The organism is Virgibacillus sp. NKC19-16, from assembly GCF_021560035.1.
Taxonomy (GTDB): domain Bacteria; phylum Bacillota; class Bacilli; order Bacillales; family Amphibacillaceae; genus Virgibacillus_L; species Virgibacillus_L salidurans.
In genome coordinates this window covers 398,392-416,831 of the sequence record NZ_CP074373.1, presented here as the reverse complement: position 1 = coordinate 416,831, position 18,440 = coordinate 398,392, and the positions used below count along the sequence as shown (strand labels likewise).

The following is an 18,440-nucleotide window of genomic DNA, read 5'->3' as shown; positions in this document are numbered from 1 at the left end:
AGTTTTGCCCCCAAATCTTGATTTTCAACGATTGTAATTACAGAAGGAGTTATTTTTTATTCCGATCTGCATAAACAGCCATAGCATCACGCATAAACACTGCTAAACCATCGCCAAATTGGTCGATATTTTTAGTAAAACGTTCATCGTCAACATACATTTGACCGAGGCCTTTAAAAGCATCTAGCGAATAGTTACCTATTCTGTTTAAGAAGTCGTACCATGCTTTGATCTCCTCTTGAGCTACATCTGATTCAGGAGGCTCGTAGCGGATCTCTGCTAATTTTCGATAAATGGCATTAAACTCTGCTTCAAACGCATTTTTTTCGTCTTTGGACATATTAATTACTTTCGTATTGGATGCCTCAACGGCTTTGTCTCCCCAGCGTTCGCGTGCTTCCTGTTCATATGGGTTGTGACTGAAGTCAAATCCTTCAAATTTTTCTTTATCACTCATTTGTATTTCTCCTTTCGTATATCGGATTGTTTTATCAATTGTTTGAATCATATGATCCAGTCTGTTTCTTTTTTCAAGCAGCATTTTGCGATGAAGCTCAAGCGCCTCGTGCTGGTTAAATGATGGTCTATTGATAATTTGTTTGATTTTTTTCAAAGGGAAACCAAGTTCTCTAAAAAATAAGATCTGTTGCAATGTCTCGAGATCATCTTGTGAATATAGCCGGTACCCGGACTTCGTCGTATTTTCCGGGGTTAATAATCCAATCTCATCATAATGATGAAGTGTGCGCACACTAATCCCGACTAAATCAGCAACTTCTTTTACTTTCAAGTCTGATTACCTCCCTTCATGAATTACTATAAAGTATTACGTAACGTTAGAGTCAAGTCACGATTGGAATACAAATAAGGGAGCTCCAATTTCCCCTAATTTGTTTCCAGCCCGCCTATTCTTCAAAAAATCATTCCCCATTTGTAGCTATCACCCATATAGTAAAGGGAACGAATTTATAAGGGAGGGAATAACAGGTGAATTATAATCGACCACCGTTTGATGATCAGAGACAATTTAATATTCCCCAATTTTTATGGGGGCAATTATTCGGACCAGGAGGACAGCAGCAGTTTCCTGGACAACAACCTCCAGGAGGATTTCCCGGAGCAGGCGGGATTCCTGGCGGAGGGCAAGCTGGCGCTCCTAATACCCCGCCACCACCTTTTACGCCGGAACAGCCCCAATTCCAAACCTTTGCAGTGGATCCTGGGGGAATTCGCGGTTGTATGTTCCGTTTCACCTATATATGGCTAAGAAGAGATGCCTTCTGGTTTTTTCCAACATTTGTAGGTAGGAATTCCATTGCAGGTTTTCGTTGGCAAGGATTTAGATGGGTTTATTTCGGAATTGATTTAGACAGAATTGAAGCCTTCCAATGCTATTAAAGTGACAGGCACCACCCGGATTTTGTCGAATTGGAAACAGACGCTAAAAAGAGACCGTAATCGAATTTATACGGTCTCTTCTTTATACAACTGGTACTCTATCTTTCACCTGCAGGGCTTCCTGCAAATCTGCAATTTCTTTTTCTATGTGTGGAAATCCTTTTATTTTGGGTACATACCTCGTGATCGGAGATTTCTTTTGCTTTGCAGCTTTTGCCATCATCTCAAAAACGAACAATAATTGTGCTAATTCCGCGTCCTGAAGTGTTGGACGGTCTGACTTCTTGGATGCATCATCGAGTAGATAGCCCAGTTGTTCAATCGAAAATATAACAGGCCAGAGCTTACCCAATGCGTCCTTATCTCGCGGAATTTCACCTAATGCCGTTGTATAAACAACGCTTAGATTCGTTAAATTTGTTCGCATTTTTAGCATTTCACTACTTTTTTCAATATCCGCATCAGACCGTTGTTCAGAAAACAGCAATAGCATAAATTGTATCTGACTCCGAATTGTTTTAGAAAGTAAATGCGGGAGACGACTGGAGGCTGAGCGTCTTCCAATAATAAATGTGCCTGCCAAGCCAATAGCGCAACCAATGAAAATATCCGTTATCCTCGCCGTAGCAAAATAACTCACATTATATATCTGTGTTGTATTTTCTGCCATAAAAATCGCATTTGGCGTAATAAAAAATAATGCAATTGCATAATTTCGCGGAATAAACAACTCTGTCATAAATGTTAAAATCAAAATAATAATGACAATTAGATACCCATCAGGATGTGTTGAAAGGAGCATACTTGCTAGTAGTATCCCTATAATTGTTCCGACTGTACGTTGAATCGCACGGTGGAAGGTAGTCATAATCGTAGAACCTAACATAACAGCTGCACACGACAGTGGTATCCAATAAGAGCGGTCAAATTCAAACGAAAAGGCGACTAATGCAGCAATCATAAGGATAACCCCATATCTGATAGCAGAAAGAAATACGATTGAATTTTTATGAAGGTTGCCACTCAAAACAGTATTTACCCGCGGCTTTGAAATATGGACATCTCTCTCCATACTTCCGTTTGATTGATTTATTATGTCCTGTACTCCTTTTATATTTCTTACTAACCGATAAATCATTTCATCTGGTTCTTCTAAATTTATGTCAATAGATGCCTTTTTGCCAATGGAATTGGTGATCCTTCGTACAGAGTCCCCTACTTGTTGTGGAAGCTTTTTATTACTCGAAGCATAAAATTCAATGACCTCGGAAAATATCCTATTAGCCTGCCCGTACAATAAATATAACTGCTTGTATAAAGGGGATCTATCCCAAGAAATATATCCGGACATTAAAACGTTCTCTGCATCCTTTAATTTTTGTAATGTATTTTGTCTTTCCGTGCTAAAATTTTCAGTGCCAATGGCATCAATTAGTAAGGCTAATTGTCCATAAACACGTTTCATCGCATTTATTTCGGGGCCACGCGGGTTTAAAAACCAACCGGACATTGCAACCACCCAAGATAATGCCCCTCCGAGTAAAACGAGACCAGCACGAGAGGCTGCTAGCGACGGATCTATTTCCATTGCTGATGTCATTGAAAAAACAAGCACAAAGAAAACAGCAGCTGGCCCGGGGATTTTCAATGCACCGAAAATAAATGTTACAATGGCGCCAATTAATCCAACTGTGACTGCTATGGCGTAAGGGTAAGGTGCAAGCAATGTGCCGAGTCCTACAGCAACAGAAAGACCAACCATGACAGAAAACAGCTTTTTCGCTCGTTGGGCATAAGGCTCGTTAAACATATAAAGAAATGTAAAGCCACCAATTCCAGCATACAAGCCATTTTGTAAGTTCCCAAATAATAAACCGATTAAAACAGGTAACGCCATACAAAACCCTGCACTAATAGCCTTACTCCATGGCAATGGATTCTTTTTAATCTCAAAGGCTTGTTTAATTGTTACCCAAAAGCTATACAGCTGGTTTGAATTTGATTCTGCATATTTTACTTGTTTACTCATTCGAATTCCTCTTTCATTAATGCTTTTTCGTAAGTATTGTTGTTTTTAGATCTTCGCAGCGTGCTAGCACAAGGGGGGCTCACCGCCACCCTAAGGAGCGCGAAATGTATTTCCGTAGCGAATCCCTGCTCTCAACCAGTTTGCAAAAATTGTCACTGCGCCGTCTTTATATCTTTTGTGTCAAAAGCGACAATCTTTTAGAAAACAGCTTTCATTAAAAATAAGAAAGAGCCGATTCCAAAAAATCAGCCCTTCCTTATTGTATCCCTATCCAAATAAATATACAAATTACCTTGCTAAATTACTTTCTAATCAAGCCCTGGATGAGTGCCTTCGCTAATCATCAAATTTATTTACTTTTTTCCGCATTTCCCGCTGCCAGATAAGTCCCTGTTCTAACGCCATCTTTTTCGCTACTCTCGGCGCATTCCAGAGTGGCGGTAGTAGTAGCAGCGATACGGGAACAGCTGTTATAATGATCGAGTTCTGGATCGATGAAACACTGTCTTCTCCAATCGTTAATATCACGACTGTCGTAAGGCCAAAAATTATCGCCCAGAATACACGCAACCATCTTTTTGGATGATCATTCCCTTCGAGGGTAGCAGCTACTGTATATGACATGGTGTCCGTTGTAGTTGCAACAAAGACGATCGACACGAGTAAAAATCCTAATCCCATGATGGTACCCATTGGCAACTGATCCGTAATTGCCATTACGGATGCCGGCATTCCACCTTCATTCAAGGCATTTGAAATCGACCCTGGATTTTCCCTTTCGAAAAATACACCTGTTCCACCTACGACAGAGAACCAAAAGTTATTAACTAATGGTGCGACAATAGAAACAGCAATAATTAATTCCCGAATCGTCCTTCCTCGGGAAATTCGACTAATGAACACTATCAGCATTGGTGCATAGCCGATAAACCATCCCCAGAAGAAGATCGTCCATGCTGAAAGCCAGCCCTCGTCTCCGCGATACATACTCATCGTGAAGAAGTTTTGCAAATGAAAGCCAGTTCCACCTACAAATGCATCGATAATAAACATCGTAGGTCCAATAATGAGTACAACAATAGCCAATAAAATAGTAAACCTTACATTGTAATTACTTAGATGGTAAATTCCTCGATCCACCCCTGTAGCAGCTGAAACTGCTGCGATCGCAACAAGTACTAATACAACAATGATACTAACTGTCAATGTATTTGGCACATCAAACAGGTGATTCAGTCCATAGGATATCTGCAAACCCAGGAACCCTAAAGGCCCTAGTGTACCGGCAACTGTTGCAATGATAGAAAAAATATCAGCTGATGATCCAAGCACACTTTTACCATATATTTTTTCACCAAAAATCGGATATAATAATCCTCTTGGCTTCAGGGGATACCCCTTACTGTAATGGACATACATCATTACAACTACAGCAAGTGTTCCAAGTATTGCCCAGGCGGTAAATCCCCAATGCAAGAATGACTGTGCTAACGCTGCATTCATATTATTGAACTCACCACCACCAAATAATGGAGGAGTATCCATATAATGGTACATTGGTTCAGCAGCAGCCCAGAACACACCACCACTCGCGAGTAATGTAACTAAAATCATCGAAACCCAGCCAAAATAGCTATATTTAGGCTTATCCTGATGCCCTAATTTCACCTTTCCATACCTTGAAATAGCCAACCCCAGACCAATGAAGAAATTTGCGAGTAATAATATTTGCCAGTATGCTCCAAAGAGATCTGAAGAATAAGCAAATAACGTGTTTACTGCATCTGAGACCATTTCGTTGTTAACCAATGATATAATGATAAATGCGATTAAAAACCCACCACTTACGATAAATACCGGCCAATCTAGTTGTGCCTTCTTTTTTGATTTCACGCTTTTCCTCCTAATTTGTTTTAGGAGCAAGTGTCTATAATTTAGTGTTCCTTTGCCATTAAAGACCGTTGGATGGCAAATGACTATTATTTCTCAGTACATTTAATAACCATTGACAAGTACCACCGGCTTGCTCAATTAAGTAACACATTTTATTATTATAGGAATAATCCAATAGCTAGTCAAATTTTTAAAATAACGAATGATCACCACCTTTACTACTGTAAGATTTACTATATGCATTAGTAAACGAATATATTATCGAAAACACCGCGTTAGGCTTAATGCTAAAAAACACGGTTAGAAAGTCTAACCGTGTTTCACTTTTTATTCATTTATAATCTCATCCACTGTCGATTCTACTTCCTGGCGTGTCATTTTTTCATTGCCATTTTGCATTGTCTTTAGTGTTCTTTTTGCTAGTTCTAATGGAATTTTAGAAAAAACAACAACGTTTTTATTATTGATACTTTCTATGTACCTATCTCCTTGCTTTAAATTGTTTGATGCATAGGCAAATAGGTCCTCCCTATTCCAATTATCCGGAACAAATCGAACACCACGTTCTGCGTCTTCTCCCTGATTACGTAAAATGTTAACCGCTTGTAAGCCTCTGCCATATCCGGTAGCCAATTCTCTATCTGTTTCTATATTCTCATGCCACTGCCAAACATCGGACAACATTACACCGACTAAACCTGCGACGTAATACGTGTAATCATCCAAGTCCGCTTTCGTTTTAATGCGCCAGTCTTTCTCTACCCAATCCGCCATGCCATCAGCCATGACACTTGTTGATTCTTTCATTTTTTCAACAAATCCTCTAGGACAAAAATCGATCCAATCTCCCAGTCTTAATGTAACTTCTGGCAGTAGAGATTCATATGGCTTTGTTAATTGGCGGTATGCCTCCTTATCAAATTCAGTCTTCAGTAATTCGCTGGTTGTCCGTAATAAATGCTGCTTGGTTTCAGAATCCAATTGCTCATGGTCTTCGATTTCATCAACTGCACGCATGCATAAATAAGCCGACCCTACTGTCTCCTTCAGTGTTGGTTTCAATAATTTGATCGGTATGTAAAACGTTCTACTCGTGAGCTTTAATACGCGCATGGCATCTTTATATAAATCCGTGTTATTATTCAACGAGGCGTTCCCCTTTCTTTTATGTAAGTATATTAATTATATCAAAAAACGCAGCTTATTTCTTGTTATTTGTTGAGTGCCTGTCACGCCCCGAATTTTGTCGAATATGCGAGAATTTTTTCTTGTCTTTCGTTTCAAATAGGATTAATATTGGATAGGTAATTTTATTTACCAGAAGAGGGAAGTTATTTTTTATGGATAAACGTGTATATTTGCTGACAATTGTCTCGTTTGTTGTTGGGATGGTTGAATTAATTATTGGTGGGATATTGGATTTAGTTGCAGTCGATTTAGATGTGAGCCTCGGACAGGCTGGACTTTTAATCACTATTTTTTCGTTGATTTTCGCAATTGCAGCTCCAATCCTATTAATTGTAACAGCTAAAATAGAACGGAAGCGACTAACATTAATTTCTTTACTCGTATTTTTACTGGGGAATATTGTCTCGGCTATTAGTCCCTCGTATAGCGTACTCTTTATGGGACGAATCATTACAGCGTTGAGTGGATCCCTGCTTATCATTCTTTGTTTAACCATGGCTGCTAATATTGTCAAACCGGCATATCGCGGACGTGCAATTGGAATCGTCACGATGGGAGTCAGTGGCTCGCTTGTACTAGGTGTTCCTATTGGATTGATGCTGGGAAATGTCTTTGGCTGGCGAGCGCCGTTTGTATTCATTGCGGTATTAACACTCTTTTCTATCACTGGTGTATATTTCCTGATGGAAAAGGTTGCTCCTAAACCGTCGGTCCCGCTTCGAAAACAGTTAGCAACACTTAAAAACCGGAAAATATTCTTTGCTCACCTGACCACATTTCTGTTCTTAGCAGGACATGCAACGTTATACACCTACCTAACCCCTTTTGCCAAAACGACAATGGGACTTGAAGGTACGTGGGTGAGTGTTATCTACCTCATCTTCGGGATAGCTGCCGTAAGTGGAGGCGCGATTGGTGGTACATTATCCGATCAAATTGGATCAAAACGTATGATTCTAACAGCAATGGTTCTTTTTGGCATAGCGATTTTTTCCATTACCTACACAACGTTTGCTTTACCGATATTCTTAGTGTCATTGGTCTTTTGGGGGATGGGGAACTGGGCAATCACACCAGCCATGCAAAGCTACCTGATTGAAACTTCCCCTGAAACATCCGATATTCAACAGAGCCTAAGCAACTCGGCATTGCATTTCGGAATCGCATTTGGTTCTTTTGTTGGTGGTATCGTAGTTGAACAAGCTTCCGTTGAAGTAACTCCAATTTTCGGCGGGTTGTTCGTGATTATTGCGCTTGTCTCCGTGTTCATTTCCATGGCAAAAAGTAGAAGCAAGGAAAATGCATAAACCTAACCAGGAGTCAGTAATGCCCTCCAACTTATGGCGATTGGTCCCGTGTCAGCTAGGTGGCAACATCAAAACCTTCACGAAAATCTGCTGTCAGTGTTGCTGTATGTATTAATAAAAGGCACACAAGCAATGTGTGCCTTTTCGCCGTTATTCATCATCTCTCTTAAAACCGGATTTGATATCCTCAAAGTCCCGTTTGATTTTCTCTCTAAACCCTTCCCGTTTTTCATTTCTTTTTTCTGTTCGTTCTTCATTTATTTCTTTATCAGCCTGATCTCGAAGGTGACTTTCCACTTCTTTTGCATGCTCAATTTCTTCTTCGATATGACCGGCATCATAACGGACATTGATTGCGTCATAATTTTCGACCACACGGTTATAGACTTCTTCATCATCCTCCTGGACCACAGCTACAATGGCAACGTCGTCTTCCTGCATTCTCTTTGTAACGGTAGAAATAAGACTGACTTCGTCTTTACGGTCGCCGGAATCCTTAACCGCGCCGGTGAGGGTACCGACACCAAGTCCGAGAAGAATGCCGAGCGGGCCGCCAAGAATGCCGACCAAGGAACCGATGAGCCCACCTTTAACAGTATCATTAGAGGTGACTCTGCCTGTATCAAAACCATCCTTAGAAATGATGACTCCATTATTCTTTTTCAGTACTGCAACCTGGGAAAAAAGTATGCGATCCTCATACGTTGTCATGTGTTTAATTTCCGACAGGGCCTGAAACGCTTCGCTTTCTACATTAAAATAGGTTACGATAATATTTTCCAACTAGTAACAACTCCGTTTCTTTTTGTTAGGCAATTCCAATTTTATAAGAATGCATGTCATATTTCAATTTCAAGCCATTTATTGCTATGTTCTTTCTTGCTGTCATTGGGAGAATCCTTCAAACTACAAGGCTTGCTCTCAACAAATGAAAACAAGCCTCCTTAAACCAATTTATTGTGCTTTTTTCGTTCGTACATAATGCGTTGAGCATGGGACCTTACACTTTGTTCTATCTTTTCCCTGCTTATAATGCCCCTTCATACCATATTCATTAATATCAGACTGGCAGAGTATATTTTAAAGAAAATATCTTCTGCCAGTCTTGCGTCCTATTACGACCTTCTACTAAGAACAGCCAAGGAGATAAGCCCTCCCCCTACGCCAATTGCTGCCCATGCAGCTACATTACCGAACAACATACCAATCCCTGACCCAAGAAGGATACATCCAACAAAAGCAATGCCCGCATTGTTATAGTTCATCATCTACACCCCACTATTTTATTCTTTACAGTAGTGTATTCAATCAAATTTCGAATAAGCCTTCTCCTATAAAATTCATCTATCTTTTTTTACGTACGATAGCAAAGTTTAGTAAAGCTAAACCCAGAATTTTATAATGTAAGCGATGTTATAGATGATACTTCATATTTATCTATTGCCATGCTTCTTTTTTCGTGTTTAAATGACTATTAAACAAAAAACTAAATTTTTAATTAGAAAACTTGGTTTTTATCTGTTAAAAAGAAATGATGAGGTGGTATGTTTGGGAAATAAAATATCTGTCGGTCTATTAGGCTTTGGAGTTGTTGGGTCAGGAGTTGTGCAAATTATTGAAAATTATCAAGCAAAACTTATTCATCAACTCGGAACAGAAGTTCATGTAAAAAGTATTTTAGTACGCGATCCTGAAAAGTCTCGAGCTGTGGATGTAGATCATACGCATATCACCACCAATCCGGACGCTATTTTAAATGACCCGGAAATCGATGTTATTATTGAAGTAATGGGCGGAATTGATGAGGCAAGAGAGCATATTTTGAAGGCTTTTTCAGCAAAAAAACATGTTGTAACCGCAAATAAAGACTTGGTTGCCTTACATGGCCCCGAACTTCAGGACGCGGCAAGTCAAAATAAATGTGACTTTTTTTATGAAGCAAGTGTCGCTGGAGGCATTCCCATTTTAAGAGGAATAACCGGCGGGCTTTCAGCTGATCGCATTCAGCAAGTTATGGGAATTGTAAATGGAACAACGAATTATATTTTAACAAAAATGGACAACGAAGGTATGTCTTATGAGGATGCCCTTCAAGAAGCGCAGGAACTTGGATTTGCGGAAGCTGACCCCACTTCAGACGTAGAAGGTTTAGATGCCGCCAGAAAAATGGCCATCTTGGGAAGACTTGCCTTTTCCACTGATATCGAACTGGAAGAAGTAGAAGTCTCCGGGATTAAAAATCTTGCGTTAGAAGATCTGCAATATGGGGATCAACTTGGCTACACGATGAAATTAATCGGTTTTGCAAAATGCCACGACAAGGAAGTGGAAGTAAGTGTAGAGCCAACACTTCTATCTAAAGAACATCCTTTAGCAGATGTAAAAAATGAATACAACGCCGTATATGTATATGGTGAAGCTGTCGGCGAGACAATGTTTTACGGCCCAGGCGCAGGGAGCCTGCCAACGGCTACTGCTGTCATGTCTGATGTAGTTGAAGTCATTCGAAATGTTCGGTTAGGTGTAAACGGAAAATCCGTCACGGAGCCTCAATTTAAAAAGGAATTAAAAACACCGGACCATCGCTTTGGACAGTATTATATGAGATTGCATGTTAAGGACGAAGCAGGTGTATTTTCCAATATTTCTTCCCTATTCCATGAACTCGACATCAGTTTTAAGCGTATTTTACAAAATCCGATTAAGAAACATGAAGTAGCAGAAATCGTTTTGGTGACACATCAAACATCGTTAGGGAATTTTAATCAAGCGTTAAACCAGCTTCATCAATTACGTGATGTACTGGATGTCAAAAGCTATTATAAAGTCGAAGGAGATGTTGAGCATGTGGCCGGGACTACTGAAACACTATAAATCAAATCTTCCTGTTACAAAAGAGACACCCGAACTATCCCTACAGGAAGGAAATACACCACTTATTCATTTTCCAGCTTTATCAGCGGAATTAGGGATAGAGCTGTACGGGAAAGTGGAAGGTGTTAATCCAACAGGTTCATTTAAAGACAGAGGAATGGTCGTAGCCGTTGCAAAAGCAATGGAGGAAGGAAGCAAATCGGTTATTTGTGCATCAACTGGTAATACCTCTGCCTCAGCAGCGGCATATGCCGCAAGAGCAGGACTCAAAGCAATTATTGTCATTCCAAAAGGGAAAATCGCACTCGGCAAACTAGCCCAGGCGGTAATGTACGGTGCTGAAATCGTTGAGATCGAAGGGAATTTTGACGAAGCCTTAAAGATAGTCCGGAAGTTAAGTGAAAAATCTTCCATTACACTCGTTAACTCTGTGAACCCATACCGCTTGGAAGGGCAAAAAACAGCAGCATTTGAAGTTTGTGATCAGCTTGGGTCAGCTCCTGACATACTCGCTATCCCAGTCGGCAATGCAGGGAATATCAGTGCCTATTGGAAAGGGTTCAAGGAATATCATCAAGAAAAGCAAACAGGACTTCCGAAAATGTTCGGTTTTGAAGCAGAAGGTGCTGCAGCCATTGTAAACAATAATGTATTTCCTAATCCGGAAACAATCGCAACAGCTATCCGTATCGGAAATCCGGCAAGCTGGGAACTCGCGGTTAACGCTAGAGACGAATCAAATGGAAAGATTAACGCTGTTTCGGATGAAGAAATAGCAAATGCTTTTAAACTTCTAGCAAGAAAAGAAGGTGTTTTTGCAGAGCCAGGTTCCTCTGCTTCGATTGCAGGCCTTATCCAGCAACTTGAAAAGGGCAACATCGAAAAGGGAAGTAAGGTTGTAGCAGTACTTACTGGAAATGGATTAAAGGATCCACAGACAGCCATCGACCAACTGGAGATAGATCCTGTAACACTACCAAATGATGAAAAAGCCGTGATGGATTATTTAGAAAACAAGGTGGAAGCATGAAAAATTTCACCATCACTGTACCAGCAAGCTCTGCAAATTTAGGACCAGCATTTGACTCAGCAGGCATTGCACTAAATCTTTATTTAACATTGGAAGTGACGGAGGCTGAACAATGGGAGCTCGAAACCCGCTCCCATTTCCTACCCGCAACTACATATGTTGAAGATAATTTAATTTACCAAGTTGCCGAGCAAACAGCCAAGCGCCATGACAAAGTGCTTCCAGCCTGCAACATTATCGTCACGAGCGACATTCCTTTGGCACGGGGGTTTGGTAGCAGTGCATCAGCTGTTATTGCAGGAATTGAATTGGCCAATCAAGTATGCGATCTCTCTCTTTCTCAGGAAGAAAAACTCCTATACGGAACGGAGTGGGAAGGACATCCGGACAACATAGCGCCAGCGTTATTGGGAGGCTGCACTGTCACAGCAGAATTATCTGAAAATGAAGTTGATTGGATGAAAATACCCGAGCTTGATGTTGATATAGTTGGATATATTCCTAATTTCGAACTAAAAACAGAAGCAGCAAGAAAAGCTCTTCCGGAGCATTTTTCAAGGGAGAGCGCCATTACAGCAAGTAGTATAAGCAATCTCCTCATCGCTTCCCTACTATCAGGCGACTACGAGCGAGCCGGTAAAATGATGGAAGCAGATTTATTTCATGAACCATATCGGTCTGAACTCATCCCCCGTTATCATGAAATTAAGGAAGAAGCTAAAGTCTACGGTGCGTACGGAACAGTGATCAGTGGCGCAGGTCCTACGATGGTTTCCTTTGCGCCAAGGGGTGAGGGCAAGGCTATTGCTAAACATATGCAAACATTGCTTGAGGGTTATCAGGTTACAGCACTAGAAATGGACAGGAATGGACTTGAGGTTTTGAGTAGTGAAAAGACAGCTGCAGAATAACATGCAGCTGTCTTTTTTGGACCTTTATTCTTGCTTATCAGAAATGGACCAATCAATTTCCGGGCGACCTGCTTCTCTTAAAAATTGGTTTGCGCGCGAGAAAGGCCTACTTCCAAAAAATCCCTTGTTCGCTGAAAATGGACTGGGATGAGGGGATTTAATAATATGATGATGGGGGGCAGTAATTAACTCCTCTTTTGCCTGCGCATTTCTACCCCAGAGGAAAAACACGACCGGCTCCTCTTTTGCATTAACCTGGCGAATCACCTCATTGGTAAAGTGCTCCCAGCCCTTCCCTTTATGAGAATTGGCTTGTCCTCCCCTAACAGTCAATACCGTATTTAGTAGAAGTACACCTTGTTTTGCCCAGTTTATTAGACAGCCATGACTTGGAATTGGTACGCCCATATCAGCTTGAAGTTCCTTATATATATTTTTTAGTGAAGGCGGGGTTTTTACCCCTGGTTTAACGGAGAAACTTAATCCGTGAGCCTGATTCGGCCCATGATATGGATCCTGTCCGAGAATTACTACTTTTGTATTTTCGTAAGCAGTATAATGAAGCGCGTTGAAAATATTATTCATATGCGGGTAGACAGTATACATTTGGTATTCTTCTTTCAAAAAGGAACGTAGCTGCAGGTAATAATCTTTTTGGAATTCCTTTTCCATCTTGGGAGCCCAGTCATTCGTTAATATAGCCATATCAAAACCTCCCCCTAGTTTTAAAGCTTAATCTGTCTTCCTCACAACCAACACCTTCAAATAATTCCCCTGTGGAAAATTCCGATCTACATGAAAATCCTCCGGCAACGAAAATTCCTCCAGTATTGCATATTTCGTATTCATCTCCCGAAACGCATCCGCGACAAAGCCTTTAAATTTCTTCATACCGAATGACGAATTATTCGTAGACGCAATGATGATACCGTTCTTCTCTGTAATCGAAATCGAATCTTTAATCAATTCAGGATAGTTTTTAGCAGCACTGAATGTACGCTTTTTGGACCGTGCAAAGCTTGGTGGATCAAGGATTACCATATCGAATTTCATGTTATGCCGAGTTGCATATTTAAAGTAGTCAAAGACATCCATCACGATGATATCCTGCTTTTCATAATCGATTCCATTAACACTGAACTGCTCGATCGTCTTACTTTTACTCCGTTTTGCCAAATCAATACTTGTCGTTTTTTCGGCACCACCAAGTGCTGCCGCTACGGAAAAAGCCCCGGTATATGAAAAGGTGTTAAGGACCTTTTTTCCATCAGCATACTTTATGCTTATTGCTTCTCTCACATCACGCTGGTCAAGGAAAATTCCTACCATCGCACCATCATTTAAGTGAACTGCATAATTCATGCCATTTTCTTTTACAATAACAGGAAATTCACCACGCATGCCTTTTACAAAATCATCATCGTTAATATACTTTCCTTTTGTATCAAAGCGTTTCTTCTCGTAAATGGCCTGGTATTTTATAAGTTCATCTAACACACGAATGACCTGATCCTTGAAAGTATAGATTCCCTCACTGTACCAATTAATCAAATAATATCCAGCAAAGCAATCAATCGTCAGACCACCGATCCCATCGCCTTCTCCATTAAAAACACGGAATGCATTAGTACTTTCATCCTCATAGAAAGCTTGTCTCTTGTTTATTGCTTCTGAGATTTTCGTTTTAAAAAAGGGAAAATCTATTCTTTCGCCTTTTTTATGTGTTAACACCCAGCCGATGCCTTTATTCTGTTTTCCATAATAGCCTTTTGCAACGAACTGGTTATTATCGCCGACTAAATGCACAATGCTTCCTTCACGTTCTAGCACATCCGGATTCAAAATCGCATCTTTGCTGATTAAAGGATATTTATTTTTATATTGTGTTATATATTTCGGCTTCACTTTTAATTCAATTGGTACATTCATATTTTCATCCTTTGGCTACATATTTTGCAATTGTTCGATACGACTTTCCATGGGAGGATGGGTTGACCATAAGGCACTTTTTTTCTTACGTTTCTTTTTAAATGGGTAGGAAATATACATGGATGCGGTGGCTTCTTTTGCATCTTTTACATCATTTGGATCTTGACTGATTTTCCTTAAAGCTTTAATGAGCCCCTTGGGATTACGGGTCAATTCTACTGCGGACGCGTCTGCTAAATATTCACGATTTCTCGAGACAGCGAGCTTTACAAATTGAGCAGCAAGCGGAGCAAGAATGACTAAAAGAATTGCCAGAATCATTATGATCGGGTTGTTCTTATTATTGCCACCTCTCCTGCCACCTCCAAAAAGCATCATACGCGAACCAATATTCGCGACAAGGACAATGACACCAACAAGGGCCACACTAATCGTCATCAGACGAATGTCATAATTACGAATATGTGCGATTTCGTGAGCAGCGACTCCTGACAATTCTTCGCGGTTCAGTCTATCGAGTAGACCAGTCGTGAAAGCAACTGCTCCTTTTTCCGGTTTTATTCCTGTAGCAAAGGCATTCGGGGCCGGGTCATTCACAATATAAACCTTTGGCATTGGTATACGCGCAGCCAAAGATAGCTCTTCAACCACCCCAAAGAGCTGTGGATGATCCTCCCTTTGAATTTCTTTTGACCCGGACATATTCAGGACTTGTGAGCCGGCTGTCTTCAATGTGATCGGTATATAGATCGCAAGCACAATTAGCGTGATAACAATCCCTGATACCCAATCATTATTAAATAAATAGCCGATTGCCCAGCCAACTACTAAAACGAGCACACTGAACAGGACAACAAGCAATATCGTTTTCCGTTTATTATCTCTAATTTGTTGGTACAGCATAATATTCCCCCATTAGAAACTCACGTCTGGTACTTCTCTTTCTTCTTCCGGTATAGATAAGAGATCCTCTTGTTTAAAATTAAACATACTTGCCATTATATTGGTTGGAAATGATTGTAACTTAATGTTATAGTCAGCTACCGTTTTATTGTACAGTTGGCGAGAATAGGCGACCTTGTTTTCTGTTGTCGTTAACTGTTCTTGCAGATTTAGAAAGTTCTCATTCGCTTTTAGATCCGGATACGATTCCGACAAGGCAAAAATAGATTTTAATGCCCCCTCTATTTGGTTATCTGCATCTATTCTTTCCTGTGGCGAACCATTAACCAATTGGCTTCGTGCTTCCACAACCCCCTCTAGGGTTTCTCGTTCATGTTCAGCATAACCTTTAACCGTATTCACCAGATTTGGGATCAAATCGTGACGTCTCTTTAATTGAACATCAATCTGACTCCAGGCTTCTTGTACCCAGTTTCGGTATTTTACCAAGCCATTATAAGATGTCATAAGAAATATTGCTATAATAGCAATAATCGCGATCACAATGATTGTCAGTACCATGCGTTACATCCTCCTTCTTCACAGCGTGTTTTCCGTTTAGTATAACATAAGTATGCTTGCTAAATGCACTAATAGATAAGCCGGATGCGGAACTGAAGTCCGAATCCGGCTTTTATCCCAATACTATAGAGAATTAAAAATATCCCTTATCAGGATCTTCCGTATGATATTGCTGTGGGAAAAGGAATTGCTCCATATATGGCGAGGAAATATCATAAAGCAAAAAGTCCGCCCCCATCTCAATCATGCATACTCTTGCTTCTTCAACCGTTCTTTTTCGTGTCACGATATCATGAAACAGATTTATCGATAACATATTCATCTCTTCTTTATCACAAATGGCAGTGACTTCCCCCTTCGTTCGATCAGGGTAGCAGCTGCCGTCATAATAGGCAATTGCATCAAAAGCATCCAGCGGGGCCCTATAATTAATGGTTTGTTCTAGAAAATCCGGATGTGGTGTCGGAAAGTTATGTGGTACCGCGTCCCGATGGACAATGGTTTTCTTCCAAGGATAATTATCATACCAAATTAATCTGCTTGCGATAGCTTCTTGTGGTAATCCGTATTTATTTATTATTTTCTTAGCACCTTCTCGCTGTTGCTCGGACCAATTTGCTATTATTTTCTCGACAAACATATGAAATTCATGATTCATTCTTATTCCTCCCAAAATACAAATCTTTAGTAGTATATGGGAGTGCCTAGCATCTGGTGCCCAGCTAAAATCCGTTGACAAATTATACTTTCTCGATTAACTCCAGCTTGAAATCTCCAACGGCTCCTTCCTCAGACAGATTCGTAATTGATGTGGAATACTTATAAATGGTTGCGGAGAATTCGGGTATTCTTCCTGGTACCTGAACAGTAAAATCGTTCTTATAAAGTAGCGTGGTTACATCATGAGATTCGTCGCTTCTTACTTTAAAATCAAAACCTATTTTAAGCAGGTCTTTCCCTTCTTTCGTAACCGTTTCTTCATGGTAGTTCTCTGCGTTGATTGTTAAATCATTAATGATTACTTTTTGATTCATATGCTCATCCCCTTTCTTAAGTTATTGTAAAATATAACCCAATCACTAGCATTTCAGCCATAATAACTTACTTTTAAGCATTGGAAAAGAAATAAAGCTTCTCATAATATGATAGCGCATTCCTTTTTATTTAGGCTCTTTTCTAAAAGATTGTTTTTTTTGACACAAAAGATATCAAAGACGACGTCAACTATCTTAATTTCAATTTACGTCCGGAGCGGAATTCAACAAGCACTTACGTCGTCTTTTATATCAACTGCGAAGATTTAAAAACAACAATACTTACGAAAAGAGCCTTTATTTAGGTTCTCCTCACATTTTTAAAATTCTTAAACTATACCCTGAATATATATCGTAATATGTTATAATTGGTAGTGGGAAAATTAAAAATTTAAATTACAAGGAAGATCAACTGCGATGATCAAAATGAAGAAAATATCCATATTAATTGTTTTATCTATCATTGCACTTCTGGTTTTCATAATCATTGGATCATGGATCTATAACAAATTCGCAACTGCTAAAGAGATTAAAAACACGCCTCATCCAGGGCAAATGGTAACAGTTAACGGGCACGACATGCATGTATATACACAAGGAAAAAGTGATACAACCATTGTTTTCATGGCAGGAGGTGGAACAAGTTCGCCCACACTTGATTTCAAACCCCTTTGGTCTGAGCTGCTGCCGAAATACCGAATTGCGGTTGTTGAAAAGGCAGGATATGGATGGAGCGAAATTGCTGACGTCCCAAGGGATATCGATTTTATCCTGGAGGAGACGCGTTCAGCATTAGATCTTGCTGGTGAAAAACCACCATACGTATTGGCGCCTCATTCGATGTCAGGCATCGAGGCTATTCATTGGGCACAAAAATATCCCGAAGAAGTTGAAGCTATTATTGGACTTGATCCGGCTATTCCAGGAAGCTATCAAGCCATGGAAGTCCCTTCTTCCTCTATACAGTCAGTCGCAGGTTTTGCAGCTCGAACCGGATTACTGCGACTATTCCCTAATGTTGCAAATGGGTCAGCGGCCATACAGTCAGAACAATTATCGTCCAAGGATGAAGATATATATCGAAGTATTTTTTACAGAAGAACACTAACTTCAAATATGCAAGAAGAGGTAAAACAGATACAAACGAACGCATCCAAGGTTGGCGATGAAGGTCTTCCTGCCGAAACACCGATGTATTTTTTCATATCTGATGGAACAGATGTCGGAATAGAAAATTGGCGTGAAATGCTTTCTGATTACACAGAGCAAGTTGAGAATGGAAGCTATTTATACATAGATGCAGGTCATTATATTCATGTTTGGGAACCCGAGCTCATTGCAGAAGAAATTGATCATTTTCTAGGTGGAATATAAAAAATAGGG

The 18,440-nt window shown here is 40.1% G+C and carries 18 protein-coding genes; 6 read left to right on the top strand and 12 right to left on the bottom strand.

Features of this window, described 5'->3' with window-relative positions; all coding sequences use genetic code 11:
- Window positions 1–49: 49 nt before the first annotated feature.
- Window positions 50–790 carry a MerR family transcriptional regulator gene (locus tag KFZ58_RS02270; protein ID WP_235793252.1) on the bottom strand — a complete coding sequence of 247 codons (741 nt, stop codon included), beginning with the start codon at window positions 788–790 and terminating at the stop codon, window positions 50–52.
- Between the two features lie 197 nt (window positions 791–987).
- Here KFZ58_RS02270 and KFZ58_RS02265 point away from each other — a divergent pair, with 197 nt between their 5' ends.
- Complete coding sequence (locus KFZ58_RS02265) at window positions 988–1,398, top strand: hypothetical protein (RefSeq protein ID WP_235793251.1); 411 nt, start codon at window positions 988–990, stop codon at window positions 1,396–1,398.
- An 82-nt stretch (window positions 1,399–1,480) separates the two neighbouring features.
- On the opposite strand, the gene KFZ58_RS02260 is transcribed toward KFZ58_RS02265, so the two are convergent.
- The 3 genes from KFZ58_RS02260 to KFZ58_RS02250 form a co-directional block, all read right to left on the bottom strand.
- Complete coding sequence (locus KFZ58_RS02260) at window positions 1,481–3,427, bottom strand: FUSC family protein (RefSeq protein ID WP_235793250.1); 1,947 nt, start codon at window positions 3,425–3,427, stop codon at window positions 1,481–1,483.
- 336 nt (window positions 3,428–3,763) lie between these two features.
- A complete protein-coding gene (locus KFZ58_RS02255; RefSeq protein WP_235793249.1) occupies window positions 3,764–5,320 on the bottom strand; it encodes a BCCT family transporter in 1,557 nt (518 codons plus the stop codon).
- A gap of 327 nt (window positions 5,321–5,647) precedes the next feature.
- Window positions 5,648–6,466, bottom strand: a complete 819-nt coding sequence (locus KFZ58_RS02250; protein WP_235793248.1) for a squalene/phytoene synthase family protein — start codon at window positions 6,464–6,466, stop codon at window positions 5,648–5,650.
- Window positions 6,467–6,660: 194 nt separating this feature from the next.
- Here KFZ58_RS02250 and KFZ58_RS02245 point away from each other — a divergent pair, with 194 nt between their 5' ends.
- Window positions 6,661–7,815: an MFS transporter gene (locus KFZ58_RS02245; protein WP_235793247.1), complete on the top strand. Its 1,155-nt coding sequence runs from the start codon at window positions 6,661–6,663 to the stop codon at window positions 7,813–7,815.
- A 150-nt stretch (window positions 7,816–7,965) separates the two neighbouring features.
- Here KFZ58_RS02245 and KFZ58_RS02240 read toward each other — a convergent pair whose 3' ends face one another.
- Window positions 7,966–8,598 (bottom strand): DUF1269 domain-containing protein, encoded by a 633-nt coding sequence (locus KFZ58_RS02240; protein WP_235793246.1) that lies wholly within the window; start codon window positions 8,596–8,598, stop codon window positions 7,966–7,968.
- Between the two features lie 332 nt (window positions 8,599–8,930).
- Window positions 8,931–9,080: a hypothetical protein gene (locus KFZ58_RS02235; RefSeq protein WP_235793245.1), complete on the bottom strand. Its 150-nt coding sequence runs from the start codon at window positions 9,078–9,080 to the stop codon at window positions 8,931–8,933.
- Window positions 9,081–9,363: 283 nt separating this feature from the next.
- Here KFZ58_RS02235 and KFZ58_RS02230 point away from each other — a divergent pair, with 283 nt between their 5' ends.
- Genes KFZ58_RS02230 through thrB form a run of 3 tightly spaced genes read left to right on the top strand, consistent with a single transcriptional unit; the run spans window position 9,364 to window position 12,630 of the window.
- Window positions 9,364–10,689 (top strand): homoserine dehydrogenase, encoded by a 1,326-nt coding sequence (locus KFZ58_RS02230; RefSeq protein WP_235793244.1) that lies wholly within the window; start codon window positions 9,364–9,366, stop codon window positions 10,687–10,689.
- Entirely contained in the window at window positions 10,661–11,719 is a 1,059-nt protein-coding gene (gene thrC / locus KFZ58_RS02225) for a threonine synthase (RefSeq protein WP_235793243.1), read from the top strand. The genes KFZ58_RS02230 and thrC overlap by 29 nt, the downstream gene beginning before the upstream one ends.
- The gene (gene thrB, locus KFZ58_RS02220) at window positions 11,716–12,630 is read left to right on the top strand and encodes a homoserine kinase (protein ID WP_235793242.1); all 915 of its coding nucleotides are present in this window, start codon (window positions 11,716–11,718) and stop codon (window positions 12,628–12,630) included. Before thrC ends, thrB begins: the two co-directional genes overlap by 4 nt.
- Window positions 12,631–12,654: 24 nt before the next feature.
- On the opposite strand, the gene KFZ58_RS02215 is transcribed toward thrB, so the two are convergent.
- From KFZ58_RS02215 to KFZ58_RS02190, 6 genes are all read right to left on the bottom strand, one after another.
- Window positions 12,655–13,335 carry a uracil-DNA glycosylase gene (locus KFZ58_RS02215; RefSeq protein ID WP_235793241.1) on the bottom strand — a complete coding sequence of 227 codons (681 nt, stop codon included), beginning with the start codon at window positions 13,333–13,335 and terminating at the stop codon, window positions 12,655–12,657.
- Window positions 13,336–13,362: 27 nt separating this feature from the next.
- Window positions 13,363–14,559, bottom strand: coding sequence for a class I SAM-dependent rRNA methyltransferase (locus KFZ58_RS02210; RefSeq protein WP_235793240.1), 1,197 nt, complete (start codon window positions 14,557–14,559; stop codon window positions 13,363–13,365).
- A 15-nt stretch (window positions 14,560–14,574) separates the two neighbouring features.
- Window positions 14,575–15,462 (bottom strand): zinc metalloprotease HtpX, encoded by an 888-nt coding sequence (gene htpX / locus KFZ58_RS02205; protein ID WP_235793239.1) that lies wholly within the window; start codon window positions 15,460–15,462, stop codon window positions 14,575–14,577.
- Window positions 15,463–15,474: 12 nt separating this feature from the next.
- Entirely contained in the window at window positions 15,475–16,023 is a 549-nt protein-coding gene (locus KFZ58_RS02200; protein WP_235793238.1) for a LemA family protein, read from the bottom strand.
- 133 nt (window positions 16,024–16,156) lie between these two features.
- Complete coding sequence (locus tag KFZ58_RS02195) at window positions 16,157–16,681, bottom strand: hypothetical protein (protein ID WP_370642396.1); 525 nt, start codon at window positions 16,679–16,681, stop codon at window positions 16,157–16,159.
- Between the two features lie 82 nt (window positions 16,682–16,763).
- On the bottom strand, window positions 16,764–17,057 hold the full coding sequence (locus tag KFZ58_RS02190) for a DUF3219 family protein (protein ID WP_235793237.1): 294 nt from the start codon (window positions 17,055–17,057) through the stop codon (window positions 16,764–16,766).
- Between the two features lie 417 nt (window positions 17,058–17,474).
- On the opposite strand from KFZ58_RS02190, the gene KFZ58_RS02185 reads away from it, so the two are divergent.
- A complete protein-coding gene (locus tag KFZ58_RS02185; RefSeq protein WP_235793236.1) occupies window positions 17,475–18,431 on the top strand; it encodes an alpha/beta fold hydrolase in 957 nt (318 codons plus the stop codon).
- The last annotated feature ends 9 nt before the right edge of the window (window positions 18,432–18,440 follow it).